Consider the following 26,673-nt stretch of genomic DNA (forward strand, 5'->3'; position numbering starts at 1 on the left):
CTCATATCATAGCGAAAAGTGTAATAACATAAAAAATATAGGGGTGGTGTTATGATACTTTTAACGATAGGAGCAATTTTGTTAACGTTGTTTATTTTCTTTATTATCGGTTTCGTTACGTTTATGATGTTTGTTGATAAGGCGACACCTCAAATATATTATACACCTTGTGAATCAGTGACAGTGAAAACTAAAGGTAAACATAGAAGGAAGAAAAGTTGAAAGTTGGCTTTTCTTCCTTCTTCTATTACATTCCGGAAAGAACTAACAACAATAACCCAAATAAAAAACTAATAAAGGAAAGAAAACCAATACATATCGAGAACACACGATTATTTCTCCATTCGTGCCAAAAAGCGATAAATCCTAAAATACAAAGGAAAAACCAAAGGGGCAGGAATATGAACTCGCTAACTTTCTCGGGGAGTAACGAATAAAAAGTTGTTACATATAAAATCCAATTTGTAAAAAATAAAATGCAAATGATAATAGATTGTAAGTAGGGGCGGTTGAAAAATCTCCCTTTTTTTACGGTTTTAAAAATGATAGTTAGCGCTGAGATAAAGGCAATGAGTATGAAAATAAGTAAGAGTAATGTCAGCGTCATTCGAGTCTCCTTTATAAGATTGTTTTTATCACGCATGGGCAGTAAGACCCACACCTTAAAACTCAACGTAAGAAAAGAGATTAGGTGGGGGATAACCCCCCACTGATTAAAGTTTCACTTTACAAGAAATGAATCTATTAAATTGTATGCTTGTTTTGTAGAGTGCTCGTTATATTTTTCAGTGTACGGATTTAGAAATCCATGTTCACCGTGTAGTTGTTTTATTTCTAATAAAGGGTTATTCTGTTGCTGCAATGTTTGAATGAAAGAGGATACTGAAAAACTAGCTTCTTTTTCAGGGAATATAAGTAGTGTAGCGCATGTAGGCTTTATGTGAACATAGTCGCGTATACGAGAACCGTAACATCCGATAATAAAATTTATTTTCGGATCGTTACTACATAGCCATGAGATGGTAGCTCCAACACTAAAGCCGATAAGTCCAATATGTGTATAAATACTAGAAAGATGAGAAATGAATTCTTCAATTTGCTTTTTTCCATAATCAAATCCAATATGATTTACAAAATGTTCATATGCTTTTTCTTCATCATGATAATGAAATGCATGTTGCGATTGTAGAAGGTTAGGACAGAATACATCTATATGAGATGAAGTAAAGTGCTGGATAACGTGATGCATATGGTCGTTCACACCATATATTTCATGAACAATAACGAGAGCTAATTTTTCTTTCATAGTTATATTGTGCCTCTTTGAAACTTAAATTCTTTCTCAACAAGGCAAATACGCAGGTGGAAGTTTTCATACCATTGCTCACGACCTCTTTTTTTCGCTTCTTTATGTAAGGTGTTCTTTTTCCAATTTTCAATCGCATCAAGTGATTCCCAATAAGAAATTGTTATTCCGAGTCCAGAATTACCTCTTGAACTTTCTACACCTAAAAATCCAGGTTGTTGCTTTGCAAGTTTCTCCATTTCTTCGGCAAAGGTATTATAGTCTGTTGTATCATTTGATAAATTAGAAGTGAATATAACTGCATAATAAGGCTTGTTTTTTTCTAAAGTAGATGCCATTATTTTTCCTCCTTAATGTATAGTACGAATAATTAATCCATAGTTTGTATTTTAGCAGGTCACAAAAAGAAAAGAAGTAGAAAATTCTTATTTTTTCAGCTCATGTAAAATAAAGGGTTGAAGAAATTTATAATAAGTAATCTGAAAGAAGAAAAATGCCACTTCAAAAGAGAAGTGGCATTTCTTATATTTCCTCTAAGCTATTAACTGGAACAGTTAATTCGCGTTCTGGGTTTTTTACTTCATATATGCGGGCGGTTTCATTGCTTTCATCGACGTGTTGAATCATAACAGGCATGCCTTGAAAACTGACATTGGCTTGTTCCGCTGACACAGAAAGCTCTATTGCACGTTGTATATTCATTTATATTCCTCCTATCATTATTATCTTTGCTAAAAAAGAGGAATAATATACCATTTAGAGACATTCTTAAAGTTTTTGTATTATTTGTAATGTTTCTTTAATAAATGAAGAAAAGATGGAATTAGGATAACCATCTATCGTTTGAACTGCTTCTTTTGCTTCTTTCAGAGCAGCTGTTTTATCTTGAAGTTTTATATGACACAGGGCACGATAAGACCCAGCTGTTAATACCCACGATTGATCAAGTGGATGACTCATATAATCTGGTATGGTAGCGTGTTTTAATATTGCCAAAGCTTCCTTATAACGTTTTAAGCCATACAAAGATTTTCCTTTTTCAAGATAATATAATCCATCGTCTTGAAAGATTGGTTCATCTTTTAGTTTTTCTCGGAATTGTTCTAGATGTTCTAATGCGATTGTATATTCATTAGTAATTGTGTTGTAGTAGTAAGCTTTTAAAATATCAATAATCGCAATGGATAGAATATCTTCTGTAAAAATGGCAAATTGCTCTGATTTTTTTATGTAATATAAATACTGTTCTTTATCAGCTGTAATGACTTTTTGGTAAGATAAAATGCGATAAAATTCATCTGTTTTATAATACACTTGATGTTTTTTTGAAAATGCAAGTGCATCTAAAATGACTTTTTCACATTTTTTATAATTGCCGTATGCGAGTAAAATAATGGCTTCTTTTAAGTATAGTTGTATATGTGTAATGAGATCCATTTCTAAATTCTTCGCTTTATATTCATCACGAATTGTAGCAATCATCTGTAAACATTCTTTATATTTTTTACGTTTGAAGAGCATATAGTAAAACAGTAGTTTCGTTTCAGTACTTTCACGATACAAAGTATATTTTTCAAATATAGAAACAGCTGTTTCAACGTAATATTCAATATTGTAATCGTTCATAATGGCCGCTCCAGTTATGAACTGTTTATATAAACGTGCTGTGTTTAAAGTAAGGGGTAGTTCTTTTTGAACGATAGGTAGTAAAGTCTTGTATACTTCATCGCATTTATTTGATTTTATTAATGGCTCCATTTTTTGAATGAGTTCCACAATTTCTTCTTCATCTTCTTCTAATAAAAAGCTCGTTTCACATTCAAGTTTTTCCGCAATATATTGTAATGTTTTCATAGAAGGTGTAGCTTTTCCATTTTCAATTTGACTAAGCATACTTTTTGTCAGTTCCGAACCTGCCAGTGCTGTTTGCGTAAGCTTTTTTTCTTTTCGTAATGCTTTAATTTTTTCACCGAGAGTTGCCATATTATTGCTCCTTTATATTTAAAAAGTTTAATTGTATTTAACTTTTTGTTGTGAAAATTGGAAAGTTGATTATATAATAAGTTTAACACGATTTAACTTTTAAGGGGAGAGAGTCAAAAATGGGAGATATAAGTATAGGAAAACATGATTCAAGAATGAAGATTGCAACTAGAAATATCATTTTAATGATGATTGGAAAAATGACGTCTTTATTAGGCGCAGGTATTTATACGTTCGCAATGGGATTATATGTATTAAAGACTACTGGTTCAGGGATGGGTTTTGCAATTACGCTCGTTTGCGGATCACTTCCAAGGATGATCTGTGGCCCAATTGCTGGTGCTGTAGCAGACCGTGTGAATCGAAAATGGCTTGTCATTGGTACTGATTTATTAAGTAGTTTAACGATGCTTAGTATGTTTATTCTTGCTACTATATTTGGGCCATCACTTCTTTTTATTTATATTTCAGCAGCATTATTATCAATTTGTGCAAGTTTTTATTCTGTTGCATTAACTTCGTCTATTCCGAGTTTAGTAGATGAAGGACGTATTCAAAAAGCGAGTGCTTTAAATCAAACGGCGGCTTCTTTATCAAATATTTTAGGCCCGATTATTGGCGGAGTTGTATATGGTTTCTTTTCAATTAAATCGTTTTTCCTATTAAATAGCATTACGTTCTTTTTAGCGGTTATTTTGCAATTATTTATCGTATTTGATTTATATAAAAAAGAAGTGGCTGAAAGTACAGAGCATTTCTTGACGAGTATAAAAGAAGGTTTTTTATATGTAAAAAGACAACGTGAAATATATGGTCTAATGAAAATAGCATTGTGGGTAAACTTTTTTGCGTGTGGTCTAACAGTTGCACTTCCGTACATTATCGTCCATACATTGCATTTATCTTCAAAGCAACTCGGTACTGTAGAGGGAATGTTAGCAGTCGGGATGCTAATGGGAGCGATTGCTTTATCAGTGCGTAAAGAAGTGAATAATCCGTTTCGTTCTATTTATACTGGACTGTTTTTGTTTGCAGGTTTAAGTTTATGTACAGCCTTTCCATTGTTAGTTATCATTCCAAAAGTAGCAAGTTTTATTTACTATATTGCTTTTATGATGTTAACTGGTATAGCAATTATGATTGTAAACATTCCAATGCAAGTACATATGCAAAAAACGACAGATCCGAGCTACCTAGGGCGTGTGTTTGGCCTACTTGAAACAATTGCGACTGCAATCGCACCGCTTGGTATGATTGTATATGGACTACTATTAGATATGTTGCCAACTAGCATTGTTATGATGACAATAGGTGGAGGGTTATTGTTAGTTGTATTAGTTGGAGTAAAGCAACATATGGCGAAAAAACAAGTAGATGTGTCCGCTTAAAAATAAGAAAATAATAAAAATTTGACTTATCATTATAAAAATGACTAAATTAGTATTTTAGTTTTTGAAACTCTTTTTCATGTATGTTAAAGTAAAGTGAGCTTGCAAAGAAAAGGAGACAACAGCATGAAAAAATTAAGTTTTGTTATGCTTTTTCTATTAGTCGTAATGGCTGGATGTAGCAATTATGACACATATATTGAAACAGGTATGCAATCATTGAAAGATGAAAAGTATAGTGATGCAACAATGTGGTTCGAAAAAGCAGAAAAAGAGAAATCAGGAAATGAAGCGAAATCATATAAAGAAGTTGCTGAGAGAATGGATCACGGAGCAACAGCATTAAAAGACGGTAAGTATTTAGAAGCGAAAGACATTGCAAATGAAGTGTTACAAAAGAAAAAAGATGATGAACTTGAAAAAGCTGTAACATCAAATGCAGAGAATATGCTTCAAAAAGCAAAAGATGTGGAAGAGAAAGTAAATGAAAGAGTGGCAAAGCGTAGAAAGGTAGAAGAAGAAGGAATCGATAAACTTATTAAAGCTGTCGATAGTATAGATGAAGTGAAAGAAAAAGAGAAGAAAGTATCAGAAGCATTAGATAAGGCTGAAGAGGCGCAAGCAAAAATTGAGGCAAAGAAAAATAAATAGATTTATAGTTTAAAAGGCTGTCGTGCATAACGACAGCCTTTTAATTTTTTGTTGCAAATGAAGTGATGCTCTGTAGTAAAAAAGAAATGATTTTAGAATTCCATCTGTCCTCATGATGAATCGTATAAATATTACGCTGAAATTCAAATTCAGGGATTGGTATATAGCATAGCTCATTTCGTTGTATTTCTTGCTCGATAGCAAGTTTAGAAATAAAGGCAATTCCATTACCATATTTTAAAATTTGTTTCATCGTTTCTAATGAGTCTAATTCAATTTCAGATTGGAATGTAATGTTGTGCGCCAACGTCCATTGTGTAAGTAAATCTCTCGTTGTAGATGGATTACGATGCAATAGTATGCGTTCCTTTTCGATATTTTGTAACGATACATTGTCTTTCTTTGAAAAATGATGTTCTTTGGAAAAGGCAAGAACAAGTGTATCGGGCATTATATTCGTTTGTTTTAAAAGTGGTTCATCAAATGGAGCAGCGGAAATTATCCCAAGATCGATTTCGTGATTTTGTAGCATCATTCGAATTTCAGGGGCTGTTTTCACTAGTAGCGTTATTTTTATATTGGGAAATTCACATTGAAATTGATGAACGACTTCTGGCAAAAGATAAGTCGCTGGTACATAACTAGCGCCGATTGTTATAGCACCTTTATGAAAATCTTTAAACTCTTGCGTGACACGTCTAGCTTCTTTCATAAGTGCATCTATTTTACAAGCATAATGGTGCAAAGCCTCACCAGCCTCTGTTAAGAAATACCTTCCAGAACGTAATTCGAATAGAGATACACCGAGTTCTTCTTCTAAGCTTTTTATATGAAATGTAATAGTTGGTTGTTTAACGCCAAGTTTTTCTGCAACGATTGTAAGCTTTTTGTATTTCTTAATAAGTACTACAATTTCTAATTTTAAGAGATTCATTATGAATTGCCGCCTTTTTTATTTTAACTATAGAAAAAATCTATAGAAATAAATAGTTTATTAGAAGTTTTTTAATTTAATCTTTACAGTACATTAACATTCAGTATAAATCTTCCATATAGAATGAAAGCAGGTTAAGAATGAGGGGAGAGAGGTGAAGCAATGGATATTACAATTAGTGGATTAGAAAAGGCATTTGGAAAAATACAGGCGTTAAAGACGTTGCAGATTGTAATGAAACAAGGGGAATTCACTACACTTTTAGGACCTTCGGGGTGTGGGAAAACGACTTTACTTAGAATGATAGCAGGGCTTGAAGAACCAGATAAGGGAGAAATATATTTTGGAGACCAGTGCATGTATTCTGCTGCAAAAAAGATAAAGACATCTCCTCATGAACGGAATATCGGTATGGTATTTCAAGATTTTGCTTTATGGCCGCACATGACTGTTTTTGAAAATGTTGCATTTGGTTTAAGAGCTACAAAGCAAACGAATCAATTGCGAGAAAAAGTAGAAGATGCGATAAAGCGAGTTCGCCTGCAAGGTATGGAGAAAAGGTATCCACACGAACTTTCTGGTGGACAGCAACAACGTGTCGCATTCGCTAGAGCAATTGTAACAAAACCTCATTTTATTTTGTTTGATGAACCGCTAAGTGCACTCGATGCAATTTTGCGAGAAGAAATGAGAATAGAGCTTATGGATATCGTTCATTCCATTGGTTTAACTGCACTGTATGTCACTCATGACCAAACAGAAGCAATGTCAATGTCAGACCAAATTATTGTCATGAAACAAGGAGAAGTATTACAAAAAGGAACACCGGAAGATATTTATGTGAAACCGTCTCATGAATTTGTTGCCAAATTTGTTGGTAAGGCGAATTGGCTTGTAGAGGGTGAAAAAATGATTCGTCCAGAGCATGTGAGCTGGACGAAAAATGAAGTGTGCGAAATGTATACAGGTGAAATTAAGCACGTTACATATGTAGGAGAACGTTATGAAGTGAAAGTAAATATGGGGACTTTAGGCATCTGGACAGCCTATCACAATAGTAAGCTAAGCATCGGTAAACCAGTATCGTTATATGTGCCAAAAAAATGTATTCATCATATAGGGGGAGAATCGTATGAAGAAATTCAGTTCGCTTAAGTCTTTATTTGTATGTACTTTATTATTTTCGGCTGTAGTAACAGGGTGTAGTTCAAAGACAGGCAATGCAGATGCGAAAAGTAAAAATACGACTGAAAAGAAAATTGTTGTATATAGTGCAGGGCCAAAAGGGTTAGCAGAAAAAATTCAAAAAGACTTTGAAAAGAAAACTGGTATAAAGGTGGAAATGTTTCAAGGGACAACTGGTAAAATTTTAGCGAGAATGGAAGCTGAAAAGAAAAATCCAGTCGTTGATGTAGTCGTACTTGCATCATTACCAGCGATGGAAGGATTAAAGAAAGAGGGTCAAACGTTAGCTTATAAAGAAGCGAAACAAGCTGATAAGCTGCGTTCTGAATGGTCAGATGATAAAGGACATTATTTCGGGTATAGTGCTTCAGCATTAGGGATTGTGTACAATACAAAAAATGTGAAGACAGCGCCTGAAGATTGGAGCGATATAACGAAAGGAGAATGGAAAGGGAAAGTGAATCTTCCAGATCCAGCACTTTCAGGTTCAGCTTTAGACTTTGTAACAGGATACGTGAAAAAGAATGGACAAGATGGATGGAATTTATTTGAGCAGCTTAAGAAAAATGAAGTTACAGTAGCAGGAGCAAATCAGGAAGCGTTAGACCCAGTTGTAACAGGTGCGAAAGATATGGTCATTGCGGGTGTTGATTATATGACGTATAGCGCAAAAGCAAAGGGTGAACCTGTTGATATCGTATATCCAAAAAGCGGAACAGTTATTAGCCCACGTGCAGCTGGGATTATGAAGGATAGTAAAAATGTTGAAGGTGCAAAAGAGTTTATTGATTATTTATTATCCGATGATGTACAAAAACAAGTTTCTAAAGCGTATTTATTGCCTGGTAGAACAGATATAAAAGCTGAAAATAGACCAAATGTAGAAGAGATTCCAGTATTAAATATTGATTGGAAAACAGTTGAGAAAGAGCAAGATGAAATAGGAAAACAATTTAAGAAAGTATTTCAATAAGATGGTGATTCCATGGTAAATCGATTCGTATCAGTAAGACAAGTTGGAATGACGGTAGCATTATTACTTGTGGCGATGTTAATCGTCATTCCACTTTTTCTTATTTTATTTTCTAGTGTATATGAAAATAGCAGTTGGAATTTTTTAAAGCCTTTTGAAGTGATACAGAGTGGTGGATTAGCTGGGATTTTTCTAAATTCGATGCTTCTAGGTGTACTCGTTGTAATAGGAGCTACAATATTTGCATTTCCATTGGCATTTATTATGAGCAAAACAGATGTAGGAAAGTATAGTAAGTTAGATATTGTTTTTATGATTCCATTTATGACACCGCCGTATATTGGATCGATGGGCTGGATTTTGTTCATGCAACCTAACGGCTATTTTGAACAATTTTTTCCTATGCTAAAGACAGTTTCATCATCGTTTTTTAGTTTAGGAGGTATGGTATTAATTATGAGTCTGCATTTATTCCCATTTCTTTATTTCATGCTGAAAAACACGTTACTTCAGATTGGGAGTAGTAAAGAAGAAGCTGCAGCAGTTCATGGCGGAAGTTTTTTCTATCGTTTAAGAAAAATAATATTGCCGTTATTAGTATCAAGTTATGTAATGGGTGCTTTACTCATTTTCGTAAAGACGATTGCTGAATTTGGAACACCGGCTACATTCGGACGTAGAATAGGATTCCACGTGTTAACATCAGAAATCCATAAATTTATTTCGAGTTGGCCAATTGATTTTAGTAGTGCAACAGCATTATCTTCTTTATTACTTAGTGCTTGTATGCTTATTTGGTATATGCAAAATGTATTGAATCGAAAGTATTCATATGCAATGGTTAGTGGAAAAGGTGTGAAATCTAAAAGATATACTTTGTCTATATTTACGCGCGTTGTAGCATGGATGTATGTAATTGGTTTATTAATCGTATCAATTGGAATTCCATACTTTTCTATACTTATTGCTTCTTTGTCAAAATTAAGAGGCGGCGGTTTACATGTAAATAACTTTACAACAAGCCATTATGAGGCATTGTTTACAATAGGATCTCCGGGATTAGAGGCTTTATGGAATAGTTTTCTTTTTTCACTCGTAACAGCGATTATCGCGGTAATGATTGGAGTCTTTTTGGCACTTATGATTCGAAAGGGGAAAAAAACCTCTGAAAAATGGCTTGATATGTGCGGTATGTTACCGAATATGGTACCAGGAATCGTTATGGTTGTAGGTCTTATTCTATTTTGGAATTCACCATATATGCCTATGTCAATTTACAATACACCAATCATGGTTATCGTAACGTATGTTGTTCTGTTTTTACCTTACACGGTGCAATATGTAAAATCATCACTCGGACAAATTGATGATTCTCTCATGCAGGCAGGAAGTGTTTTTTCTGGAAATTATATTTATATTTTTAGAAAAATAATAATGCCTCTTATTATCCCAGGCATTATTGCTGGATGGGCGATGACATTTACAATTTCGATAAGAGAGTTAGTAGCATCGCTTCTCGTATTACCTCCATCAGTAGAAACGTCAGCAACGTTTATTTTTGCCCAATTTGAACAGGGTGAAGTATCTATAGGCATGGCGATGGCTGTTGTTTCTGTTGGACTTACAACAATGTGCTTATTATTGCTGCAACATATGGAGCAAAAGCGAAAAGGGGTAGCATGATGAGGGTAGAAGTATGGGGAGGAGCAGGAGAGTACGGTCGCTCCTGCTATTTTGTAAAAAATAAAGAGACGAAAATAGTATTTGATTGTGGTATTAATCGATCTTATGAGGATGGTTATCCAAAAATAGAGAGAGAAGCTGCTCCATTTTTAGATGCGATATTTTTATCACATATTCATGAAGATCATACGATGGGTTTACCTTTATTAGCGAAGTATGGATATAAGAAAAAAATTTGGACGACTCGTTATACGAAGGAGAAACTGCCGTTATATTATGAAAAATGGAGAAACTATAATGTGATGCAAGGGTGGAATTTACCTTATAGCGACCAACACATAAAAGATTTAAATTATGTATGTATTGATGAGATTAGCAATCCAAATGAATGGGTACAAATTACTCCTACATTGCGGTTTCAATGGGGATATAGTGGGCATGTATTAGGAGCTGTTTGGTTTTTAGTTGATATGTGTAATACATACGTATTTTATTCAGGCGACTATTCAGCAGAGTCTAATATACTACGAGCTAATTTACCTGAGAAATTGGGCCACAATATAAAAGTTGCAATTGTAGATGCCGCTTATCACACAGAGGATGTTTCGCAAAATGAAAGATTAGACGATCTATGTGCAGAAATTGAACGAGTTATGCAAAATAAAGGAATAGCATTATTACCGCTGCCACAACTTGGTAGGGCACAAGATATAGTATTGTATTTATATGAACGATATAAAGAATTTCCGCTTATAGTAGATAAAGAAATTTTGGCTGGGTTTGAAGAGATGTTCGTATATAAAGATTGGATAAAAAATAATGAAGAACTTAAATGGGTTATGGAGAGTTTAAAAAGAAACATAATAGTGATGGATAATGATATTAGTATGCAAAATAGTTACGGAATAGTTGTAATGAGTGATGCGAATATGCAAACGAAACGAGCGCAGTTATATTATGAACAACTTCGGAATGAAAAACGGAATGCCGTTATTTTTACTGGGCATATTGCGAAAGGGAGTTTTGCAGAAAAAGTTATGAAAGAGCATGTAAGGAATACATGTAGGGTGAATCGAGTTGTGTATAAAGTTCACCAAAGTATAAGAGACGTTAAAGAGATGTTAAATACATTATTACCAGAACATACGGTGCTAGTGCACGCTTTGAAAGAGGATACGGATCGATTACAACAAAAGCTAAGTACAGCAGGATATGAAAATGTATATTCACTTGCAATGGAACGTGTAGAAGTCATTTGAAATGTAAAGGGGATAGGTATATGAAAAAAGTATTTGTATTCGTAAGCATTTTCTTTTGTTGTTTCCTTTATAACGTTAAGGAAGGGTTTGCAGCTAGTCCAATGAAACCTAGTTTTGAAGTGAAGTTATTATTGAAGCCAGAACAAGTATTAGGTGATAACAAAGAGATGAAGCAAGAGGTGTTAGAACATTTCCAGGCTGGTACAAAATATGAAAGAATACAAGTACAATTTTTAGATACTGCGAATAAAAGTTTAAGCGAGGAAGGTTGGTTTGCTAGAATTCGAAAGAAAGAATTTAGTAAAGATTTTGAACTAACATATAAAAAAAGATATCCTATTCAAAATGGTGTAATTCAAGATGCACTAGAAGTAGCTAAAAAAGAAGGATTCGATAGTAATACGGATAGTTATGAGGCGGAAATAGATTGGGGATTTGAGAAGAAAACATTAAGCATTTCAAATAAGAAAAGCTACAGTGCTAAAGGATATGGGATACTTGATTTACCAAATGAACAAGCTGCTCAAAACATGTTAATAGAAAAATTACCAGGGAAAATGAACAAATGGTTGTATACAAATTGGGGAGAAGAGATGTTAAAGAATTCCCGTATTTACGGTCCTGTATTAATGAAGCGATATACAGGAGATTTTGAAAACATAAAAGCAAATATTGAAATTTGGCCATTAAGTAATACTGGGAAATTAGAAGATGACTTCGTAATAGAAGTGTCATTTAAAACAAATGAAGAAAGTATTGCGACAAAACAAAGGGAATTATTAATAGCGAGTTTAGAGAAAAAAGGCTGGTTGTTACCGAAAGATAGTTTAAAGACAGAGCTTATTTTTCAGTAAATAGTAAAAAGGAATCCATATGCCATGGATTCCTTTTTATACATGAGTATTAAGCTAAATCAGCTGACACGAACATATCACTATTTTGAAGGTTTTTAGAGCGTAAACTATAAGCAACTACCTTCTTTTTATATTGCTTTACAACATCAACATGCTCTTCATGACTGTAAATATAAAATGTGAAATCTTTTTTACCACGTTTTGCATGGATAATTAAAGGAGTGCCTTCATTATGGGGTGGTGCATAATAGCGATCTAAAAATAAACCTTCGTTAAAATCATGAATAATTTTTGATTTCTGTTCGCCTTCTACGTTATTTCCGTGAATTGTAATAGTCACATTCTCTTCTTCAAGTTGTGGATGTGTTTCAAAGCGACTAATAATGGATTCAATAACAGAGTTAGGAAGGCTAGAAACGATAATTTTAAATGCTCCAAATACAACTAACATTACAATAAACCAAGTCGTCATAGTATATCATCCCCTTTATTCTATTTAATAATATAACTCATATGGTAATAGTACATATGGTGAAGTTTTGTATAATTTGTGAAAAATATGCCATTTTCACGAACGAAATGTTAGAAAAATCAATTTTGTTACAAAAAGTTGAAATCGAAGTATTTTAAAAGAAAAAGGTTTATAATAAAAATATAACTAATAACCACATTACTAATTATAAGGAAGTGTAACTATGAGTACTGTAGCAATCGTATATGGTATTATTCTTTCCACAATTATTGTTTTGTTTTTTGTTGGGGTTTCACGTTATATTCATAAATGGAAAGAAGGCGTTGCGAAATTAAATCACATTGAAGAAGAACTTAGTGATTTAATGTTACATCATGGTAAGTAAACATTTATTTTTTAACTAAACAATGTGAAGGATATCACAAAACATGCTTTCCTAATGAAGGCATGTTTTTTTGTTGTTTAAGAAAAGAAGTGTTTTTGTATAAATAATCTAATTATTACTTAAAAAGGGAAATTTATTTAGTATAATATATAATATGTTTATTTTAGGGGGAGTATCATGAGGGGATTAAAAGTTGTTGGAATTATAGCTGGAATTACTATAGTAGGCTGTATAGCTTTCTTTTCAGTGAAGGAATATGTCAATTCCAAAGAAGACTCTAATTATGTGCTAAATTATATAAAAGAACATAAGGATGATAAAACAACTTCTTTAATTGTTAAAAGAAATGGTGAAACATTGACATCAATAAATGAAAAAGAAAAACTACCGCTAGCAAGTATGTCGAAAATCGTTATAGCAATTGAATATGCTAAGCAAGTAGCTGAAGGGAAAATAAGAAAAGACGAGCAAATTTCATTGAAAGAATTAGAAAAATACTATGTGAAAAATACTGATGGTGGTGCACACCCTGCATGGCTAGATGATGTAAAAGTTAAAGAGTTAGTGAAGGGTGGTCAAACTTCTTTAGAAGAAGTAGTGAAAGGAATGATCCATTATAGTTCGAATGCGAATGCATCATATTTATTGGACAAGCTTGGAGCAGCGCGGATAAATGAAAGTTTGAAAGAGTTAGGCTTAAATAGTCACGATGAATTTTATCCAACGTATACAGGGGCATTATATATGAGGGGCTATGTTGAAAAAGAACTGCATATTCCTCAAAATAAAGCATTGGACAAGCTACGTAATATGTCTAATGATGAATATGTTAAGCATGTATGGCAAATACATGAATGGATGAAAGACGAGAAAGAATGGACAAAACGCGAGATATCTTTAAAAGCCGATATGGACTTTCAGCGTATTTGGTCAGATCGGTTTATAAGTGCAAATGCGAAGGATTACATGAGTTTACTGGAAAAGATAAATAGCAGAAATTATTTTACACCACAAATGCAAGGTGAGATTGAGAATATATTTAAAGGAACCGTAGGAGAGGGTATGTTCGAATTTGCTGGACAGAAAGGTGGTTCTACGGCATTTGTATTAACAAATAGTTTCTATGGTACTGATAAAAAAGGGAATAAGATTGAGATTGTCTTTATGATGAACAATTTGAGTGAAAAAGCATTTGAAAAACTTCTAAGTAATATGGATTACTTTATTCGAGATATTGTCATAAGTGAGGAATTCAGAAATAAATTATAATGAAATAATTTTATTATGTAAACAAAAGAGCGCTTATGCAAAGTGCTCTTTTGTAATACAGGATTTTCTAATCTTATTATTGAATATAAATTGAAAATAAGAAAGGAGGTTGAAAAATGACAACAATATATTTCGTTCGCCATGCCCATTCTACATATACAAAAGAAGAACGGGAACGACCTTTATCTGAAAAAGGGCACTGTGATGCAGAGAATGTAACACATTTATTAAAAGATAAACATATTGATGTTGTTATTTCTAGTCCGTACAAAAGAGCAATCCAAACTGTACAAGGAATTGCGAATACATATAAATTATCAATACAAACAGAAGAAGATTTGCGTGAAAGATTATTGAGCACAGAGCCAGTATCAAATTTTAATGATGCTATGCAGAATGTGTGGGAAGATTGGAGTTTTGCATACGAAGGCGGAGAATCGAATGATATCGCACAAAGGCGCGCTGTAATATGTATGCAAAATATATTAAAACAATATGAAGGTAAGAATATTGTAATAGGTACGCATGGAAATATTATGGTATTACTCATGAATTATTTTAATTCGAAATATGATTTTGAGTTTTGGAAAACACTTCATATGCCTGATGTGTATAAATTAAATTTTGATAAAAATCGTTTCATTTCTGCTGAAAGAATAGAGAAAACAGGTCATCGGTTAAATATTTTGTAAAAGTTTATCAAAAAAAGAGGAAAGAGAGAAGTTATTGTAGAAGTATGACTTTGTAACATAAAAAATATATGTTAAAGGAGGCTGTTTACATGTTTGAGAAAGAGAAAGAAGGGCTTATTGAAGTTCAAAACGTATATGAAATTGCACCAGAAGATGGAACAATCATTGGTATGGCAACGGAAGAAGAAATGGAAATTGCTGCTGAACTAGAGTTACAGTACTATGCCCATTCTCGTTTGTTAGAAGCAAATATTCAGTTAGACGGTTCCTCCTACAAAGAGTTACTTCAGGAGTTCCAGGAGTACGAAAGAAAATCAATGAGCTTTTGGCGAGCGATACATAAACGTTTAGCTGTGCCATGGGCGTGGGTACTACGTATTGATGTTGCGAATGGCCCTATATATGTAAGTAATGGAAGTTCATATTACGAAGAAATCGATGATGAAGAAGATTATGAATAGATAAGTAAGGAAGCAGCTTTAGTTGCTTCCTTTTTTGATATGTAAGAAATGAATCGCCTTAATAATAATATCTGGTCGATCATTTTCTATACCGTGACTAGCATGTTCGGCAAGAATATATTGGTTGTTAGTTGAGAGGTGTAATTGTTCGTGAATTAGTTCTTGCCACATTGCTTCAAGTTGTGTTGCTTCCTCTTTTGGCATGCCACCATTAGTCAATTGAGTAATAGAATATTGAGGATCTCTACCGATAACGATTAATGGTATTTCTAATGTTTTACATAGCTCTTTTAGTGAGAGAGCACAGTTTTTCCACTCCGATAGTTCAGAAGCTGTCGCTTTATATAATGAAGGCGAGGTAGAGAATTCAATTTGCTGTTTTGATTGATCGGTGAGAATAGGTTTTAGTTCATTATAAAGTGTGTCTACATCCATTTTGGAATATATATTATATTTTTGAAACCAAACATCATCAGAATCAGTTTGATCAGAAATTGGTAAATGAAGTTCATCTAAACGGTGTAAGTTCATCGAAGTAGAATCAACTAAAATAAGTGCTTGCAGCTTATCTTCATGTAACATCGCAAAATGTTGTGCACATAATCCTCCATAGGAATGACCGATTAGAATAAATGGTTCTTGAATAGCTAGTTTGTTTAGTAACATATGTAGCTCTTTTGTAACTTGCCTTATTGTACGCGGCTGATTGCCTAAATCACTTTTTCCGTAACCTGGGCGATGGTATGAAACAACTGTAAAGTGCTCTGAAAGCTTTTCTATAATAGGAAACCAATCATAAAATGAGCAAGTCATTCCGGTTTGAATGACTACAGTTTGTTTACCATCTCCTTTTATATGTACTTCTATATTTTGCCCCATTATTTCTACAAATTTATGAATGTTAATTCCTCCTAAGTTTGAAATAATTTTTGACAAGCAAAAACGATACACCAAACACCTATACCAAGTAGGACAGATGTACTAAGTGTAAATGAATTTTTTAAACCAATATAGACAATAAATAATAGTAGTGCTGATGCGGGGAATCCATATAATACCCCTAAAGCAAATTGACTCAATTCTTGTTTATTTCCGCCTTCGAATGAAATCCAAAATAGACTAAGTAAACTCACGAGAGGAAGAGCAGCAATAAAGCCACCTATCGTACTGTAATGTTTAGCGACTTCAGTGATAACGCCGATAATAAGTGCCGAAACGATTATTTTAACGAGGAAATGCATATTTTGCCTCCTTCGCTAATAAGGAAAATGCTTTTTCAATTAATTGTTGTTCTTCTTTTGATAACTGTGATTCTAATATTTTTATCTTTTCTTTATCTAGTAAAGTATTTTTTTCTAATACTTCAATTCCTTCAATTGTTAATGTAAGGTTTACCACTCTTTCATCTTTTTTATTTCTCTCTTTAACGATGAAACCCTTTTGAATAAGGCGTTTTATATGTTCAGATGCTGTGTTATGAGAAAGACTAAGCTCAGTAGCGACTTTTCCAATTGTTATATCTTTCTCACGAGAAACGATTTGTAAAATACGAATTGCTTGGTGGGAAAGGTTGTCCTCGTATTCGTATCGTAAGTGATAATAAATGCTCTCCCAATGTTGATTAATGTTGTTCATAATAATAAATCCCCTTTTTATATCGTATAGTAAGATATATTCGTTGTTTTAGAAATAAAATCCTTTTATTTGGATAAAAAATGTTGAAAAAGTTTATTTTTATTGAAATATAAGGTAATCTATGTGTAAAGGTATACATTTAGCAAGAGAGAGGATGATAGCTGTGAATACATTCAAATGGATTAGTCATGAACAGATGTATGTAGATGAAATACATGTTGAAAAATGTGGTCCTCTTTCAGTCGGCGTATATGGGGGAAATCAAGAGAGTGATGCATATGAACGAGGAGATGCGGTGCTGGCTTGGTGGGATCCTGAATTACACTTTGAATTTGTTATGATTTTTGATACACATCACAAAACAAAAAATATAGATTATATAATAGAAGCGATTTCGGAAAGAAAAGAAAAACTAAAAGAGTTATTCTCATATCCAATACATTTAGCTTTTCATCATACACATATGTACTTATTAGCGTTATTTACAGATGAGTTATTTATTAAAAAGTGTGATCAAGATGATGAGGAACTCGCTTGCTTAATTTGTTTACGAAAAGGCGAATTTTTATATTGGTTATCAGTTGGTGATTGTTTCGCGTATTTATTCCATTCTGAGAAAACGAAAAATGGAAAAGGACGATTAAATAAACGGAAAAATTACGAATATATTGGCAGGAAAAATATTTTTGCAGCAAATACACCTTGCTTTACGTCAGGTGTAAGAGGATTAGAAAAAGGAATGAATCACATTGTAATGGCAACGGACGGTATTTTAGAGTGTGATAAACGAAGGTTTGATGATGATCAATCTTTAGTAGAAATATTACATGACGGGAATAGCTTGCAGATTGAGCCAGTATTAACAAATGTACTGCAGTGGAAAGGTAGAGATTGTGCCACGATTATTGGGTGGTCTATTGATACTGATAATAAACAATGTGCTAATTAATATAAAAGGAGTTCAAGGCTTTTATCCTTGAACTCCTTTTTGTTAAGCAATATGAATATGATATGTTTTTAACCATTCATTTACTTGTAGCATATACTCCATGGCACTTCTTGCCTCAAAATTGTTAATCTCTTTATTACTTTGATCAGCAATTGAAAGTAAGATGGAATGGTTAATAAGTGAGAAAATAGGATTGTTTTTATTACTACACATATCAAGTGTTAAATTACGGATTGTTTGTAAGTAGTGTGGATCTTGTGAAGTTGGATAAGCGCTTTTTCTTCTATTACGTACATCGTCAGGTAAAGCTGGTTGTAGTGCTCTACGTAAAATGCCTTTTTCAATATTATCAATACTTTTTATGTTGAAAGGAACATTCCATAAATATTCAACTAATCTATAATCGCAAAACGGTACACGAACTTCAAATCCAACAGCCATACTCATACGATCTTTACGGTCAAGTAAGAAAGGAAGGAATCTTGTTAAAAATAAATAAAACATTTGGCGTTGTTTCGCGGATTTTTTACTTTCCCCTTCAAGAGTAGGTACTTCAAGTATCGCTTCTTGGAATCGTGTATCAATATAGTTTTCTAGATTACATTGGTTACTTACTTCATTTAGTAGAAGAGGAGATGTATTTTTCCAATTTGTTAGCCAAGGAAACTTATCTACATATAGTAATTCTTCTTGATGAAACCAAGGGTATCCACCGAATACTTCATCAGCCGATTCACCGGATAAAGCTACGGTCGCATCTTTTTTCATTTCGCAAAATAGTAAATATAGTGAAGTTTCCATTTCACCAGCACTCGGTAAATCTTTCGCATGAAGGGGAACGAATAAGTGATTTGCTAATTCTTCAGCATTCACAATAATATCATGATGCGCTGTCCCGACATGTTCAGAAACGCGTTTTACCCAAGGAGCGTCTAAACCAGTGCGAGCAAATGTCAGCTCGAAATCTTTTGCACTATTTACAAAGTCAACGGAATACGTATGAAGTGTTTTATTTTCCGCAGCAAATTCTTTACCCGCAAGTGCAGTAATCCCGCTAGAGTCTAATCCACCTGATAACATACAGACGAGAGGGACATCGGCAATTAATTGTCTTTTTACTGTATCTTGTAAAATAGATAAAATATGCGAAGATGTATCTTCTATAGAGTCTGTATGGAACTTACTTTCTAAATTCCAATACTTCGTAACTACTTTTTTATGACGTGTAAACGTTATACAATGTCCAGCACGCACTTCTTGAATATGTTTAAAGACGCCACATCCAGGAGTTCGAAATAAGCCTAATCCAAATATTTCATTTATGCCATCCGCATCAATTTCAGCAGGAACAGATGGATGCGCTAATAATGCTTTTATTTCAGATCCGAAAATAATGCTGTCATTTCTTTCTGTGTAAAAGAGTGGTTTTACACCTAAATGATCACGCGCTAAAAATAATTGTTGCTTCTGATCATCCCATAAGGCGAAAGCGAAAATTCCGTTTAAATGTCGTACGCAGTCTTCTTTCCATTCTAGATAAGCATGTAGTAACACTTCTGTATCTGAATGGGTTTCAAATGCATGCCCACATTTTTGAAGCTGCTCTTTAAGTTCACGGAAATTATAAATTTCTCCATTATAAGTAAGAGCATACGTATAATCACCAGCACGGAATGTCTTCGGCTGTGTACCGCCTTCTGGATCAATTACAATTAAACGCCGGTGTGCAAAGGCCGCATGAGGTGAAAACCAAAATCCTTCAGCATCTGGACCACGATGCTGAATACGATTTGCCATCTTTTTTAAAATAACATGTTGATTTGAAAGGTCTTCCTTCCAATCTACCCAACCTGTAATTCCACACATACACATCTCATCTCCTAAATTAAAATAGTAGATTAACGAAATAAAATGTACACCAAGTTAAAAAATGACTATATAAATAGTGTACTACATGAATTAAATTACAGACTTGAGAAAATTTTCTTTGAACGCATAGTTATATGAGACAATGGCTAAGGGAAAGTATTCCATTACATACAAAAAATAAAAAAGATGAGAGAAAAAATTTTCTCAGACGTTATATAGGATGTAAAAGCTTTTACAAAACAATAAGGGGAATCGCTACATGAAATCAAATGAGAAAAATTTTATAAAAAGATTACAGCGGCAAAAAGAAGACGCGTTAGAATTTGTTGTCGATACATACTTACCACTCATAAAGGGGATCACGCATAAAGTTCTACTCCCAATTCAAAATGATGGACTCATAGAGGAATGTATAAACGATATATTTCTTTCCATTTGGAATAACGCAAATAAATTTCATGGAGAGCCGAGTGATTTTAAAAAGTGGATCGCAGCGATTGCGAAGTTTAAAGCAATTGATTATTACCGGAAATCGACTAAAACAGTAGAAATCATTTCAGATGAGTTTTATATTAGTACAGAAAAATCAGCAGAAGACGAATTAATCGTTATGGAAGATAGGGAAGAATTATTGAAGCTCATTAATCAATTAGAACCGCTAGATCAAAAGGTGTTCATTATGAAATATTTACTTGGTATGAAGACAGAGGAAATAGGTGACAAGTTAGGATTAACTCGGGCAGCAATTGATAATCGAGTGTACCGGGGGAAAAAGAAACTACAACAAAATGCTACGAATATTAGTTTTGGAGGTAGTGCAATATGAAAGACATTTATGAACTATTAAATGATATTGATATAGATGAAAAAGAACTAGAAGAAATTGGGGCTTCTGAAATTGAAAAGGAAAAAGTAAAACGAAATGTAAAACAATCGATACGTACGAAGAAAAAGATGAAAAGTTGGAAAAAAGGTGTCGCTGCTGCATCTATTTTAGTAGGATTATCAGTTGCAACTCTTGGTATCGGTTTTCCTACATATGCCGGGGGATTGCCAATTGTAGGGGACATATTCCGATTTTTAGATAATGGTAGAACAGGGTTATATGAAAACTCTAAAACTGACGCAGGGAAGATAATGGAGTCTCATTATAATTATAAACAATACACTACAATACTAAATATGACAAAAGAAAGCAAGGGAATAAAGATAACGATTAATGATGCCATTTTTGATGGGAAGACAGTATCAATAAACTATTCTATAGAAAGTAACAGAGATCTTGGCGAAAATCCAAGTACGTTGGATTTTTTAACTATTAAAGGAGCAGGTACCCAATCAGGTAGCAATAAAATTACTAAAGTCGCAGATAGAAAATATACAGGTTTAATAAAAACAAGTAGCGATCTAGTTGGTAGTAAAGAAACTATAGTGAATGTTGAATGGAATGTACAAAGTATAGCCATTTTAGAAACTGAAGAAGAGATAAAAGGGGATTGGAATTTTAATATTAATCTAAAAGGAATAGAAAATAAAGAGACATTGATTGGAGGTAGTACAGAAAAAGATGGTGTCAAAGTAAATATGGAGAGAATGGAAATAACACCAATTTCGTTTATTCTATATTACAACCAAGAAGTATCTCAAAAGATAAGGGGTGTATGGGATGGAGTGGATGTCGATTTAGAAGTGAGAGATGATTTAGGTAATCAGTATTATGGAGAAGGAAATGGAGGTTCAGGTGAAGATTCTTATAATTTTAATTGGAGTAAAACATTCCAACAACTTAATGAGAACGCTACTAAGTTAATAATAACACCTCACGTTAATTTAAGAATCCACAATCCTGAAAATTATGGATCGGTAACAATAGTTGAAGGACAAGTAAAGGAGCGTTTTGTACCTCGAAGATTGGGAGGCAATAAGGGTATTGTATTAGATGATATTGTCATTGATTTAAAGAAATAAAAGAGAGACTGCCTAAAATCATTTAGGCAGTCTTTTTTTTGTTAAGAACTAGTAACGAGCAATGCATGCGGATGCTGCGTTTTATATTCATCTTTCCACGAAATATTTAGTTGTTCCCACGATTCGCCGCTATCATTGGATTGAAAGACGCCATTGTTATTTAACGTGTAAAACGTATGTGGTTCTACCTTGTTTGTAGCAAACATCGAAATGACTGTACCGATTGCAGATGGTAGTCCTTGTTGTACTTGCTGGAACGGAGTATCTTTCGTTTTTCGATAAATATAAGATTCATAAGGGATACGATGATGAGCGAGATCAGCACTTGGCGCGGCAGAAACGAGAATCGTATCACAATCAGCTGGATCAATTGCCATGCTGTATAAATAATGATGTTCAAGTCCTTCACTACATGAGATCCAGCTGTTTCCATTGTTATAACTTTCAAGATATGCACGATCAGGTCCGCCCATAAATCCGTCACCACATGATGCATAAAGGCGATTTGGTGCTTCAGGGTGCATAAGCAATTGATGTGCATCGATAGGGGCACCGAATTTTTTATCAATCCATGTATGCCCTTTATCGTTACTTTGAATAACAGCACCAGCTTCGATTGAAACGTGTATTGTATTAGGGTTATTTGGGTCAACTGTAATCCAGCGTACGTGATGGGTAAAAGGTCTAGGCGGAAATGCCCACGTATAAGAAGATAATAATGATTTCATATTTTTAAGTTCAGTCCACGTTTCACCACCATTTTCAGAGCGAAATAAAGCGCTCGGTTCTGTGCCGACATAAACGACACCATATCCGTTAACTTGTTCATTTGAGCTTATTGTTATGGAAGTGATAGAGGAGTGCAAAATACCATCTTCTTTAGGGAAATCAAAGTAACGATAAGAATCTCCAATTGGTCTCCATGAATCCCCGCTATCGTCACTGAACCATAGACCTCGTCCAAATGTTCCGCAATATACACGATTCTTTTGAAATGGATCAACAGCGATACAGGTAGGTTGCATATTTTGTAAGTGATAAGTCGTTTCATAGTTATCATTGTGTTCTTTCACTACAACAAGTTCACGTTCCATACAGAGAAATAAACGTTTCATTTAAGTAACCTCCTTAAAAATTCTTTCATTAGTAAACAATATGAAAATAAAAAAGAAGTAGTCTTGTTTTATTTGAGAAAAAGGGATTGTTTAAAAAATAGCGAAGTGTGTATACAGAGGAAGCGGGCGTTTACAATCAGTCAATTCGGGATAAAGATGGGGAGTTTGTTTCATACTAACATACAGATATTGTACTTAAAGGAGTATAAGTATGGGACATTCGCATGATCATGGTCATTCAAAAAATAAAAAGGCGTTACTAATTGCCTTCCTACTAACAACAAGTTTTATGATTGCAGAAGTTGTTGGTGGATTTGTAACAAATAGCTTAGCACTACTATCTGACGCGGGGCATATGCTAAGTGATGCAGTATCTTTAGCTTTAAGTTTACTTGCGTTTAAACTCGGAGAAAAAACAGCAACAACTGCGAAAACATACGGGTATAAGCGAGTCGAAATGTTAGCAGCATTATGTAACGGTGTCGTTCTTATTGTCATTTCGGTATACATTTTTATTGAAGCAATCCGTCGTTTTAAAGAACCAGTTGAGATTGCTAGTAATGGGATGCTCATTATTGCAGTCCTTGGTCTGCTTATTAATATTTTATCAGCTTGGATATTAATGAGAGGCGGAGATGTAAAAGGTAATTTGAATTTAAGAAGTGCTTTCCTGCACGTACTAGGCGATCTATTGGGTTCCGTCGGAGCGATTATTGCTGCGTTACTTATTAAATTTTTCGGATGGACTGCTGCAGATGCGATTGCTAGTATTCTTGTGTCTATTTTAGTCATTATTAGTGGATGGCGTGTAACACGTGATACGGTTCATATATTAATGGAAGGTGCACCACAGCACATAAATGTTGAAGAGGTAAAAAGTACGTTATTAAATATTCCGATTGTCAAAGAAGTTCATGATTTGCACATATGGTCTGTCACATCAGATTTTCAAGTATTAACATGTCATCTTATTATTAAAGGTAATGAAACGCAAAGTGTATTAAAAGAGGCTACGTATGTATTAAAGGAGAAATTTCATGTAGAACATGTCACCATTCAAGTAGAAATAGATGGTGAATTTAATCATGATGAGACAACTTGCAAAGTATGAAAGAAAAAGGATAAGAAAAAGTGTCATAACATTTTTCGCACGGCATACATATATATAATGTGGCCACAAGTACTTTGCAAGGTAAATATTTCATGAAATTACTTTACTTATAAAGAGTCATCTTTTATAATCAAAAGTGGTAATTGATAGAGATTATCATTTTCAATGATCGTAGAAAGGAGTTTTTTAAAAGATGAGTAGTCAACTCCGTTTTGCTGTTGAAAATCGTAAGAGGCATTTAATTGATGAGTTAATTGGAGCAGGTGTGTTTAAGATTCGCGACCGACAATTATACGAGCTGTCTTTAGAGGAATTGGAAAAAGAGTACGAAGATATGGAAGATTATGCGAATATTCAGGCGTAGCTATATAGATTAGTAAAAAGAGAGCTGGTTACGATTTTGTGTAACCAGCTCTCTTTTTATTTCGTAGAAATTATTTTTTGTATTTCTTTCATGGGACGGAGCCAGTTTTGGGTCATTATTTGTTCCATTTGTTTTTCGTCCTGCTTCTGTAATGCTTGAATGATAGAGTGATGTTCTTCAATAGATTGACTTGCTGGAACAAAGTTTTGGAAAAACAAATATTCAAGACGTAAAACGTGAAGTTGCATATTTTCTAGAAAGGGTTCAATATATTGGTTTTTAGCAATAGAAGAAATTGTATTGTGGAATTGTATATCTAATTCTAAAGCTTGTTTTGCGTTTTTTTTCTCTATAGATTGCTGAAAATGCTCATTTATTTCAGAAAGTAGTTGAATATCAGCGTTTGTAATGTTTTGAAGAGCTTGCTTTCCTATAATAGAGTGAAGACCAGCCATCGTTTCATAAATGATAGATACGTCGTCTAACTTAATAGGAGCAATTTTCGTTTTTTGCCCTGGTACCATTTCCACTAATCCAGAAAGCTCTAATATTTGAAGTGCTTCTCTTACAGGTGTTCTGCTTACTCCTAGTGCCTCAGCCAATTCCCCATCATTAATTTTTTCATTGGGCTTCAGTACACCTTCAATAATCCAATTTTGTAGTTGATTTAAAACGAGTGATTTTGCTGAAACTCTTCCTGGTTTTTTATAATTTTGAGGGACAGGCATAGTGAATTCAATCCTTTCATTGTATATTTTCCTTTTTTGCATGAACAAGCTTTAATTTTTGTTTCCCTTCATCCGGCTTTTGGCTTAAGATGAGCACCATTACAATGACACAAAAAGCGCCTAATAACTGAAAAGATTGAAATGGCACTTGCAATATAAGTACAGAAGAAATAATAGCTGCGAGTGGTTCTGTGCAACCAAATAATGTTGTTTCTTTCGGAGTCAGGTATCGTATGCTGTCTAAGTATAAATAAAAGGCAATAAGTGTCCCGAAAATGACGACAAATGTGATGAGCGGTAGGGTACTTAGTTTTACATATTTCATAGTTGATAATAAAATGAATTCGTTTGTAGAAATAAAGTGTACAATCGTTACACCAATACCCCCAATAATCATGCCCCATCCAACGATAACGGAAGAAGACCATTTTTCTAACAATTCCTTTGAATATAAACTATAAAAAGCGAGAGATAATCCAGATAAAATCCCCCAAATAATAGCTGGTGTAGAAACAGCCAAGTTATGAACAGACCCGTTTGTTAGTAAGAGAAAAGTGCCTACTAATGAAAGGGTAATTGAAATGAAATCAATTTTTGATGGACGAACGTTCCATTTGAAAAGTAAGTATACAGTGATGAATATAGGAGCTAAATATTGTAATAATGTTGCGACGGCAGCATTTCCTTCTTTAATTGAAGCGAAATACGTATACTGTACAGCAAGCATACCGAATAGACCAAACAAAATCATTTTAATAGCATCAGATTTTTGTTTCCAAATGCCAAATATCTCTTTTTTTCTCGTTCCGAATGAGGAAATAATGAGCAAAATAATTCCAGATATAAGTAAACGGATCGTAACTAACCATTCGGTTGAAACATTGTCATATTGAAAAAGTTGTTGTGCAGCTGTACCAGACAAGCCCCATAAACAAGCACCGATTATGACCATTATAATTCCTTTTAATCGATTTGAATCCATATGATCTAAAATTCTCCTTTCTAAAAATACAAATTGAATACAATATGCAATATATCACAGAATGACTCGTTAATAAACTGAAATTTCTAATTTTATTTTTTTATGTATAGTAAAATATTGTAGAGGAGGGGGAGGATATGTTAGCTGGATTTTTAGTTTGTTTATTTGTTGGGTTACTTATCATTTTTTTAGGGTATCAAATACATGTGAAAAAGAGGTTGTTTTTGTTAGCAGGATATCAAGAAGAAACGTTTGTTGGAGATAAAAATAAATTAGCGAAGCTTTCAGGAGCATTTTCTTATATAGTTGGAGTTGCTACTATAATATTACCGCTTGGCTTAGAAAAAATAGGGGGGGTAGTTGGTATCGTATATGCTATATTAATTGTTTTAGGTACAATTGTATTTATAATTAAAGCAAACCTATTAAATAAGAGTGCTATAAAGTAAAAAGGCTT

The 26,673-nt window shown here is 33.7% G+C and carries 33 protein-coding genes; 19 read left to right on the forward strand and 14 right to left on the reverse strand.

Annotated elements, in window-relative coordinates; all coding sequences use genetic code 11:
* Positions 1 to 51: 51 nt before the first annotated feature.
* Positions 52 to 222, forward strand: coding sequence for a DUF3951 domain-containing protein (locus DN404_RS21535; protein WP_000602244.1), 171 nt, complete (start codon positions 52 to 54; stop codon positions 220 to 222).
* 25 nt (positions 223 to 247) lie between these two features.
* Here the strand turns inward: DN404_RS21535 and DN404_RS21540 are convergent, their stop codons facing one another.
* From DN404_RS21540 to DN404_RS21560, 5 genes are all read right to left on the reverse strand, one after another.
* Positions 248 to 607, reverse strand: coding sequence for a hypothetical protein (locus tag DN404_RS21540; RefSeq protein WP_080470667.1), 360 nt, complete (start codon positions 605 to 607; stop codon positions 248 to 250).
* Positions 608 to 721: 114 nt separating this feature from the next.
* Positions 722 to 1,306: a dienelactone hydrolase family protein gene (locus DN404_RS21545; RefSeq protein ID WP_063536048.1), complete on the reverse strand. Its 585-nt coding sequence runs from the start codon at positions 1,304 to 1,306 to the stop codon at positions 722 to 724.
* A 2-nt stretch (positions 1,307 to 1,308) separates the two neighbouring features.
* The gene (locus tag DN404_RS21550; protein ID WP_149215438.1) at positions 1,309 to 1,644 is read right to left on the reverse strand and encodes an antibiotic biosynthesis monooxygenase family protein; all 336 of its coding nucleotides are present in this window, start codon (positions 1,642 to 1,644) and stop codon (positions 1,309 to 1,311) included.
* 184 nt (positions 1,645 to 1,828) lie between these two features.
* On the reverse strand, positions 1,829 to 2,008 hold the full coding sequence (locus DN404_RS21555) for an H-type small acid-soluble spore protein (protein ID WP_001025733.1): 180 nt from the start codon (positions 2,006 to 2,008) through the stop codon (positions 1,829 to 1,831).
* Positions 2,009 to 2,074: 66 nt separating this feature from the next.
* Positions 2,075 to 3,289, reverse strand: coding sequence for a helix-turn-helix domain-containing protein (locus DN404_RS21560; RefSeq protein ID WP_149215439.1), 1,215 nt, complete (start codon positions 3,287 to 3,289; stop codon positions 2,075 to 2,077).
* A 119-nt stretch (positions 3,290 to 3,408) separates the two neighbouring features.
* On the opposite strand from DN404_RS21560, the gene DN404_RS21565 reads away from it, so the two are divergent.
* Positions 3,409 to 4,677: an MFS transporter gene (locus DN404_RS21565; protein ID WP_000502468.1), complete on the forward strand. Its 1,269-nt coding sequence runs from the start codon at positions 3,409 to 3,411 to the stop codon at positions 4,675 to 4,677.
* 126 nt (positions 4,678 to 4,803) lie between these two features.
* On the forward strand, positions 4,804 to 5,328 hold the full coding sequence (locus DN404_RS21570; protein WP_000736443.1) for a COG3014 family protein: 525 nt from the start codon (positions 4,804 to 4,806) through the stop codon (positions 5,326 to 5,328).
* Positions 5,329 to 5,368: 40 nt separating this feature from the next.
* On the opposite strand, the gene DN404_RS21575 is transcribed toward DN404_RS21570, so the two are convergent.
* On the reverse strand, positions 5,369 to 6,262 hold the full coding sequence (locus DN404_RS21575) for a LysR family transcriptional regulator (RefSeq protein WP_001050611.1): 894 nt from the start codon (positions 6,260 to 6,262) through the stop codon (positions 5,369 to 5,371).
* 162 nt (positions 6,263 to 6,424) lie between these two features.
* Between DN404_RS21575 and DN404_RS21580 the strand changes: the two genes are divergently transcribed.
* Genes DN404_RS21580 through DN404_RS21600 form a run of 5 tightly spaced genes read left to right on the forward strand, consistent with a single transcriptional unit; the run spans position 6,425 to position 12,216 of the window.
* Positions 6,425 to 7,417, forward strand: coding sequence for an ABC transporter ATP-binding protein (locus tag DN404_RS21580; protein ID WP_149215440.1), 993 nt, complete (start codon positions 6,425 to 6,427; stop codon positions 7,415 to 7,417).
* On the forward strand, positions 7,395 to 8,420 hold the full coding sequence (locus DN404_RS21585; RefSeq protein WP_025709170.1) for an ABC transporter substrate-binding protein: 1,026 nt from the start codon (positions 7,395 to 7,397) through the stop codon (positions 8,418 to 8,420). Before DN404_RS21580 ends, DN404_RS21585 begins: the two co-directional genes overlap by 23 nt.
* A gap of 12 nt (positions 8,421 to 8,432) precedes the next feature.
* Positions 8,433 to 10,103, forward strand: a complete 1,671-nt coding sequence (locus tag DN404_RS21590; RefSeq protein WP_048558349.1) for an ABC transporter permease — start codon at positions 8,433 to 8,435, stop codon at positions 10,101 to 10,103.
* Complete coding sequence (locus DN404_RS21595; RefSeq protein ID WP_149215441.1) at positions 10,100 to 11,362, forward strand: MBL fold metallo-hydrolase; 1,263 nt, start codon at positions 10,100 to 10,102, stop codon at positions 11,360 to 11,362. The genes DN404_RS21590 and DN404_RS21595 overlap by 4 nt, the downstream gene beginning before the upstream one ends.
* Before the next feature lie 20 nt (positions 11,363 to 11,382).
* Positions 11,383 to 12,216, forward strand: a complete 834-nt coding sequence (locus DN404_RS21600; protein WP_071739715.1) for a hypothetical protein — start codon at positions 11,383 to 11,385, stop codon at positions 12,214 to 12,216.
* 49 nt (positions 12,217 to 12,265) lie between these two features.
* Here the strand turns inward: DN404_RS21600 and DN404_RS21605 are convergent, their stop codons facing one another.
* The gene (locus tag DN404_RS21605; RefSeq protein WP_139849107.1) at positions 12,266 to 12,688 is read right to left on the reverse strand and encodes a YfmQ family protein; all 423 of its coding nucleotides are present in this window, start codon (positions 12,686 to 12,688) and stop codon (positions 12,266 to 12,268) included.
* 41 nt (positions 12,689 to 12,729) lie between these two features.
* Here DN404_RS21605 and DN404_RS21610 point away from each other — a divergent pair, with 41 nt between their 5' ends.
* From DN404_RS21610 to DN404_RS21630, 5 genes are all read left to right on the forward strand, one after another.
* A complete protein-coding gene (locus DN404_RS21610) occupies positions 12,730 to 12,846 on the forward strand; it encodes a hypothetical protein (protein ID WP_001987133.1) in 117 nt (38 codons plus the stop codon).
* Between the two features lie 65 nt (positions 12,847 to 12,911).
* Positions 12,912 to 13,073 carry a hypothetical protein gene (locus DN404_RS21615; RefSeq protein ID WP_000108701.1) on the forward strand — a complete coding sequence of 54 codons (162 nt, stop codon included), beginning with the start codon at positions 12,912 to 12,914 and terminating at the stop codon, positions 13,071 to 13,073.
* A gap of 177 nt (positions 13,074 to 13,250) precedes the next feature.
* On the forward strand, positions 13,251 to 14,342 hold the full coding sequence (locus DN404_RS21620) for a serine hydrolase (RefSeq protein WP_044306861.1): 1,092 nt from the start codon (positions 13,251 to 13,253) through the stop codon (positions 14,340 to 14,342).
* 116 nt (positions 14,343 to 14,458) lie between these two features.
* Positions 14,459 to 15,034 (forward strand): histidine phosphatase family protein, encoded by a 576-nt coding sequence (locus DN404_RS21625; RefSeq protein ID WP_000208265.1) that lies wholly within the window; start codon positions 14,459 to 14,461, stop codon positions 15,032 to 15,034.
* An 89-nt stretch (positions 15,035 to 15,123) separates the two neighbouring features.
* Complete coding sequence (locus tag DN404_RS21630) at positions 15,124 to 15,495, forward strand: hypothetical protein (RefSeq protein WP_000461779.1); 372 nt, start codon at positions 15,124 to 15,126, stop codon at positions 15,493 to 15,495.
* 18 nt (positions 15,496 to 15,513) lie between these two features.
* On the opposite strand, the gene DN404_RS21635 is transcribed toward DN404_RS21630, so the two are convergent.
* The 3 genes from DN404_RS21635 to DN404_RS21645 are packed head-to-tail and all read right to left on the reverse strand — an operon-like array spanning position 15,514 to position 17,130.
* Positions 15,514 to 16,446, reverse strand: coding sequence for an alpha/beta fold hydrolase (locus tag DN404_RS21635; protein ID WP_149215442.1), 933 nt, complete (start codon positions 16,444 to 16,446; stop codon positions 15,514 to 15,516).
* On the reverse strand, positions 16,407 to 16,736 hold the full coding sequence (locus tag DN404_RS21640) for a DUF3147 family protein (protein WP_149215443.1): 330 nt from the start codon (positions 16,734 to 16,736) through the stop codon (positions 16,407 to 16,409). Before DN404_RS21640 ends, DN404_RS21635 begins: the two co-directional genes overlap by 40 nt.
* Complete coding sequence (locus DN404_RS21645) at positions 16,720 to 17,130, reverse strand: MarR family winged helix-turn-helix transcriptional regulator (RefSeq protein ID WP_149215444.1); 411 nt, start codon at positions 17,128 to 17,130, stop codon at positions 16,720 to 16,722. Before DN404_RS21645 ends, DN404_RS21640 begins: the two co-directional genes overlap by 17 nt.
* 121 nt (positions 17,131 to 17,251) lie before the next feature.
* Between DN404_RS21645 and DN404_RS21650 the strand changes: the two genes are divergently transcribed.
* Complete coding sequence (locus DN404_RS21650) at positions 17,252 to 18,079, forward strand: PP2C family serine/threonine-protein phosphatase (protein ID WP_002023784.1); 828 nt, start codon at positions 17,252 to 17,254, stop codon at positions 18,077 to 18,079.
* A gap of 42 nt (positions 18,080 to 18,121) precedes the next feature.
* On the opposite strand, the gene asnB is transcribed toward DN404_RS21650, so the two are convergent.
* On the reverse strand, positions 18,122 to 19,945 hold the full coding sequence (gene asnB / locus DN404_RS21655) for an asparagine synthase (glutamine-hydrolyzing) (protein WP_149215445.1): 1,824 nt from the start codon (positions 19,943 to 19,945) through the stop codon (positions 18,122 to 18,124).
* A gap of 262 nt (positions 19,946 to 20,207) precedes the next feature.
* On the opposite strand from asnB, the gene DN404_RS21660 reads away from it, so the two are divergent.
* Together DN404_RS21660 and DN404_RS21665 are read left to right on the forward strand one after the other, a co-directional pair.
* Positions 20,208 to 20,774: a sigma-70 family RNA polymerase sigma factor gene (locus tag DN404_RS21660; RefSeq protein ID WP_016122244.1), complete on the forward strand. Its 567-nt coding sequence runs from the start codon at positions 20,208 to 20,210 to the stop codon at positions 20,772 to 20,774.
* A complete protein-coding gene (locus DN404_RS21665) occupies positions 20,771 to 21,916 on the forward strand; it encodes a DUF4179 domain-containing protein (protein WP_149215446.1) in 1,146 nt (381 codons plus the stop codon). Before DN404_RS21660 ends, DN404_RS21665 begins: the two co-directional genes overlap by 4 nt.
* A 41-nt stretch (positions 21,917 to 21,957) precedes the next feature.
* On the opposite strand, the gene DN404_RS21670 is transcribed toward DN404_RS21665, so the two are convergent.
* On the reverse strand, positions 21,958 to 23,031 hold the full coding sequence (locus tag DN404_RS21670) for a WD40/YVTN/BNR-like repeat-containing protein (protein WP_049108330.1): 1,074 nt from the start codon (positions 23,029 to 23,031) through the stop codon (positions 21,958 to 21,960).
* A gap of 211 nt (positions 23,032 to 23,242) precedes the next feature.
* Here DN404_RS21670 and DN404_RS21675 point away from each other — a divergent pair, with 211 nt between their 5' ends.
* Together DN404_RS21675 and fbpA are read left to right on the forward strand one after the other, a co-directional pair.
* Complete coding sequence (locus tag DN404_RS21675; RefSeq protein WP_000510035.1) at positions 23,243 to 24,142, forward strand: cation diffusion facilitator family transporter; 900 nt, start codon at positions 23,243 to 23,245, stop codon at positions 24,140 to 24,142.
* 193 nt (positions 24,143 to 24,335) lie between these two features.
* On the forward strand, positions 24,336 to 24,506 hold the full coding sequence (gene fbpA / locus DN404_RS21680; protein ID WP_000098302.1) for a Fur-regulated basic protein FbpA: 171 nt from the start codon (positions 24,336 to 24,338) through the stop codon (positions 24,504 to 24,506).
* A gap of 56 nt (positions 24,507 to 24,562) precedes the next feature.
* On the opposite strand, the gene DN404_RS21685 is transcribed toward fbpA, so the two are convergent.
* Positions 24,563 to 25,234, reverse strand: a complete 672-nt coding sequence (locus DN404_RS21685; RefSeq protein ID WP_001987091.1) for a GntR family transcriptional regulator — start codon at positions 25,232 to 25,234, stop codon at positions 24,563 to 24,565.
* Positions 25,235 to 25,250: 16 nt separating this feature from the next.
* The gene (locus tag DN404_RS21690; protein WP_006923261.1) at positions 25,251 to 26,216 is read right to left on the reverse strand and encodes a DMT family transporter; all 966 of its coding nucleotides are present in this window, start codon (positions 26,214 to 26,216) and stop codon (positions 25,251 to 25,253) included.
* Between the two features lie 137 nt (positions 26,217 to 26,353).
* Here DN404_RS21690 and DN404_RS21695 point away from each other — a divergent pair, with 137 nt between their 5' ends.
* Positions 26,354 to 26,665, forward strand: coding sequence for a DUF3784 domain-containing protein (locus DN404_RS21695; RefSeq protein ID WP_006923259.1), 312 nt, complete (start codon positions 26,354 to 26,356; stop codon positions 26,663 to 26,665).
* The last annotated feature ends 8 nt before the right edge of the window (positions 26,666 to 26,673 follow it).

The sequence above is a fragment of the Bacillus sp. TE8-1 genome (assembly GCF_008368855.1).
Lineage (GTDB): Bacteria > Bacillota > Bacilli > Bacillales > Bacillaceae_G > Bacillus_A > Bacillus_A cereus.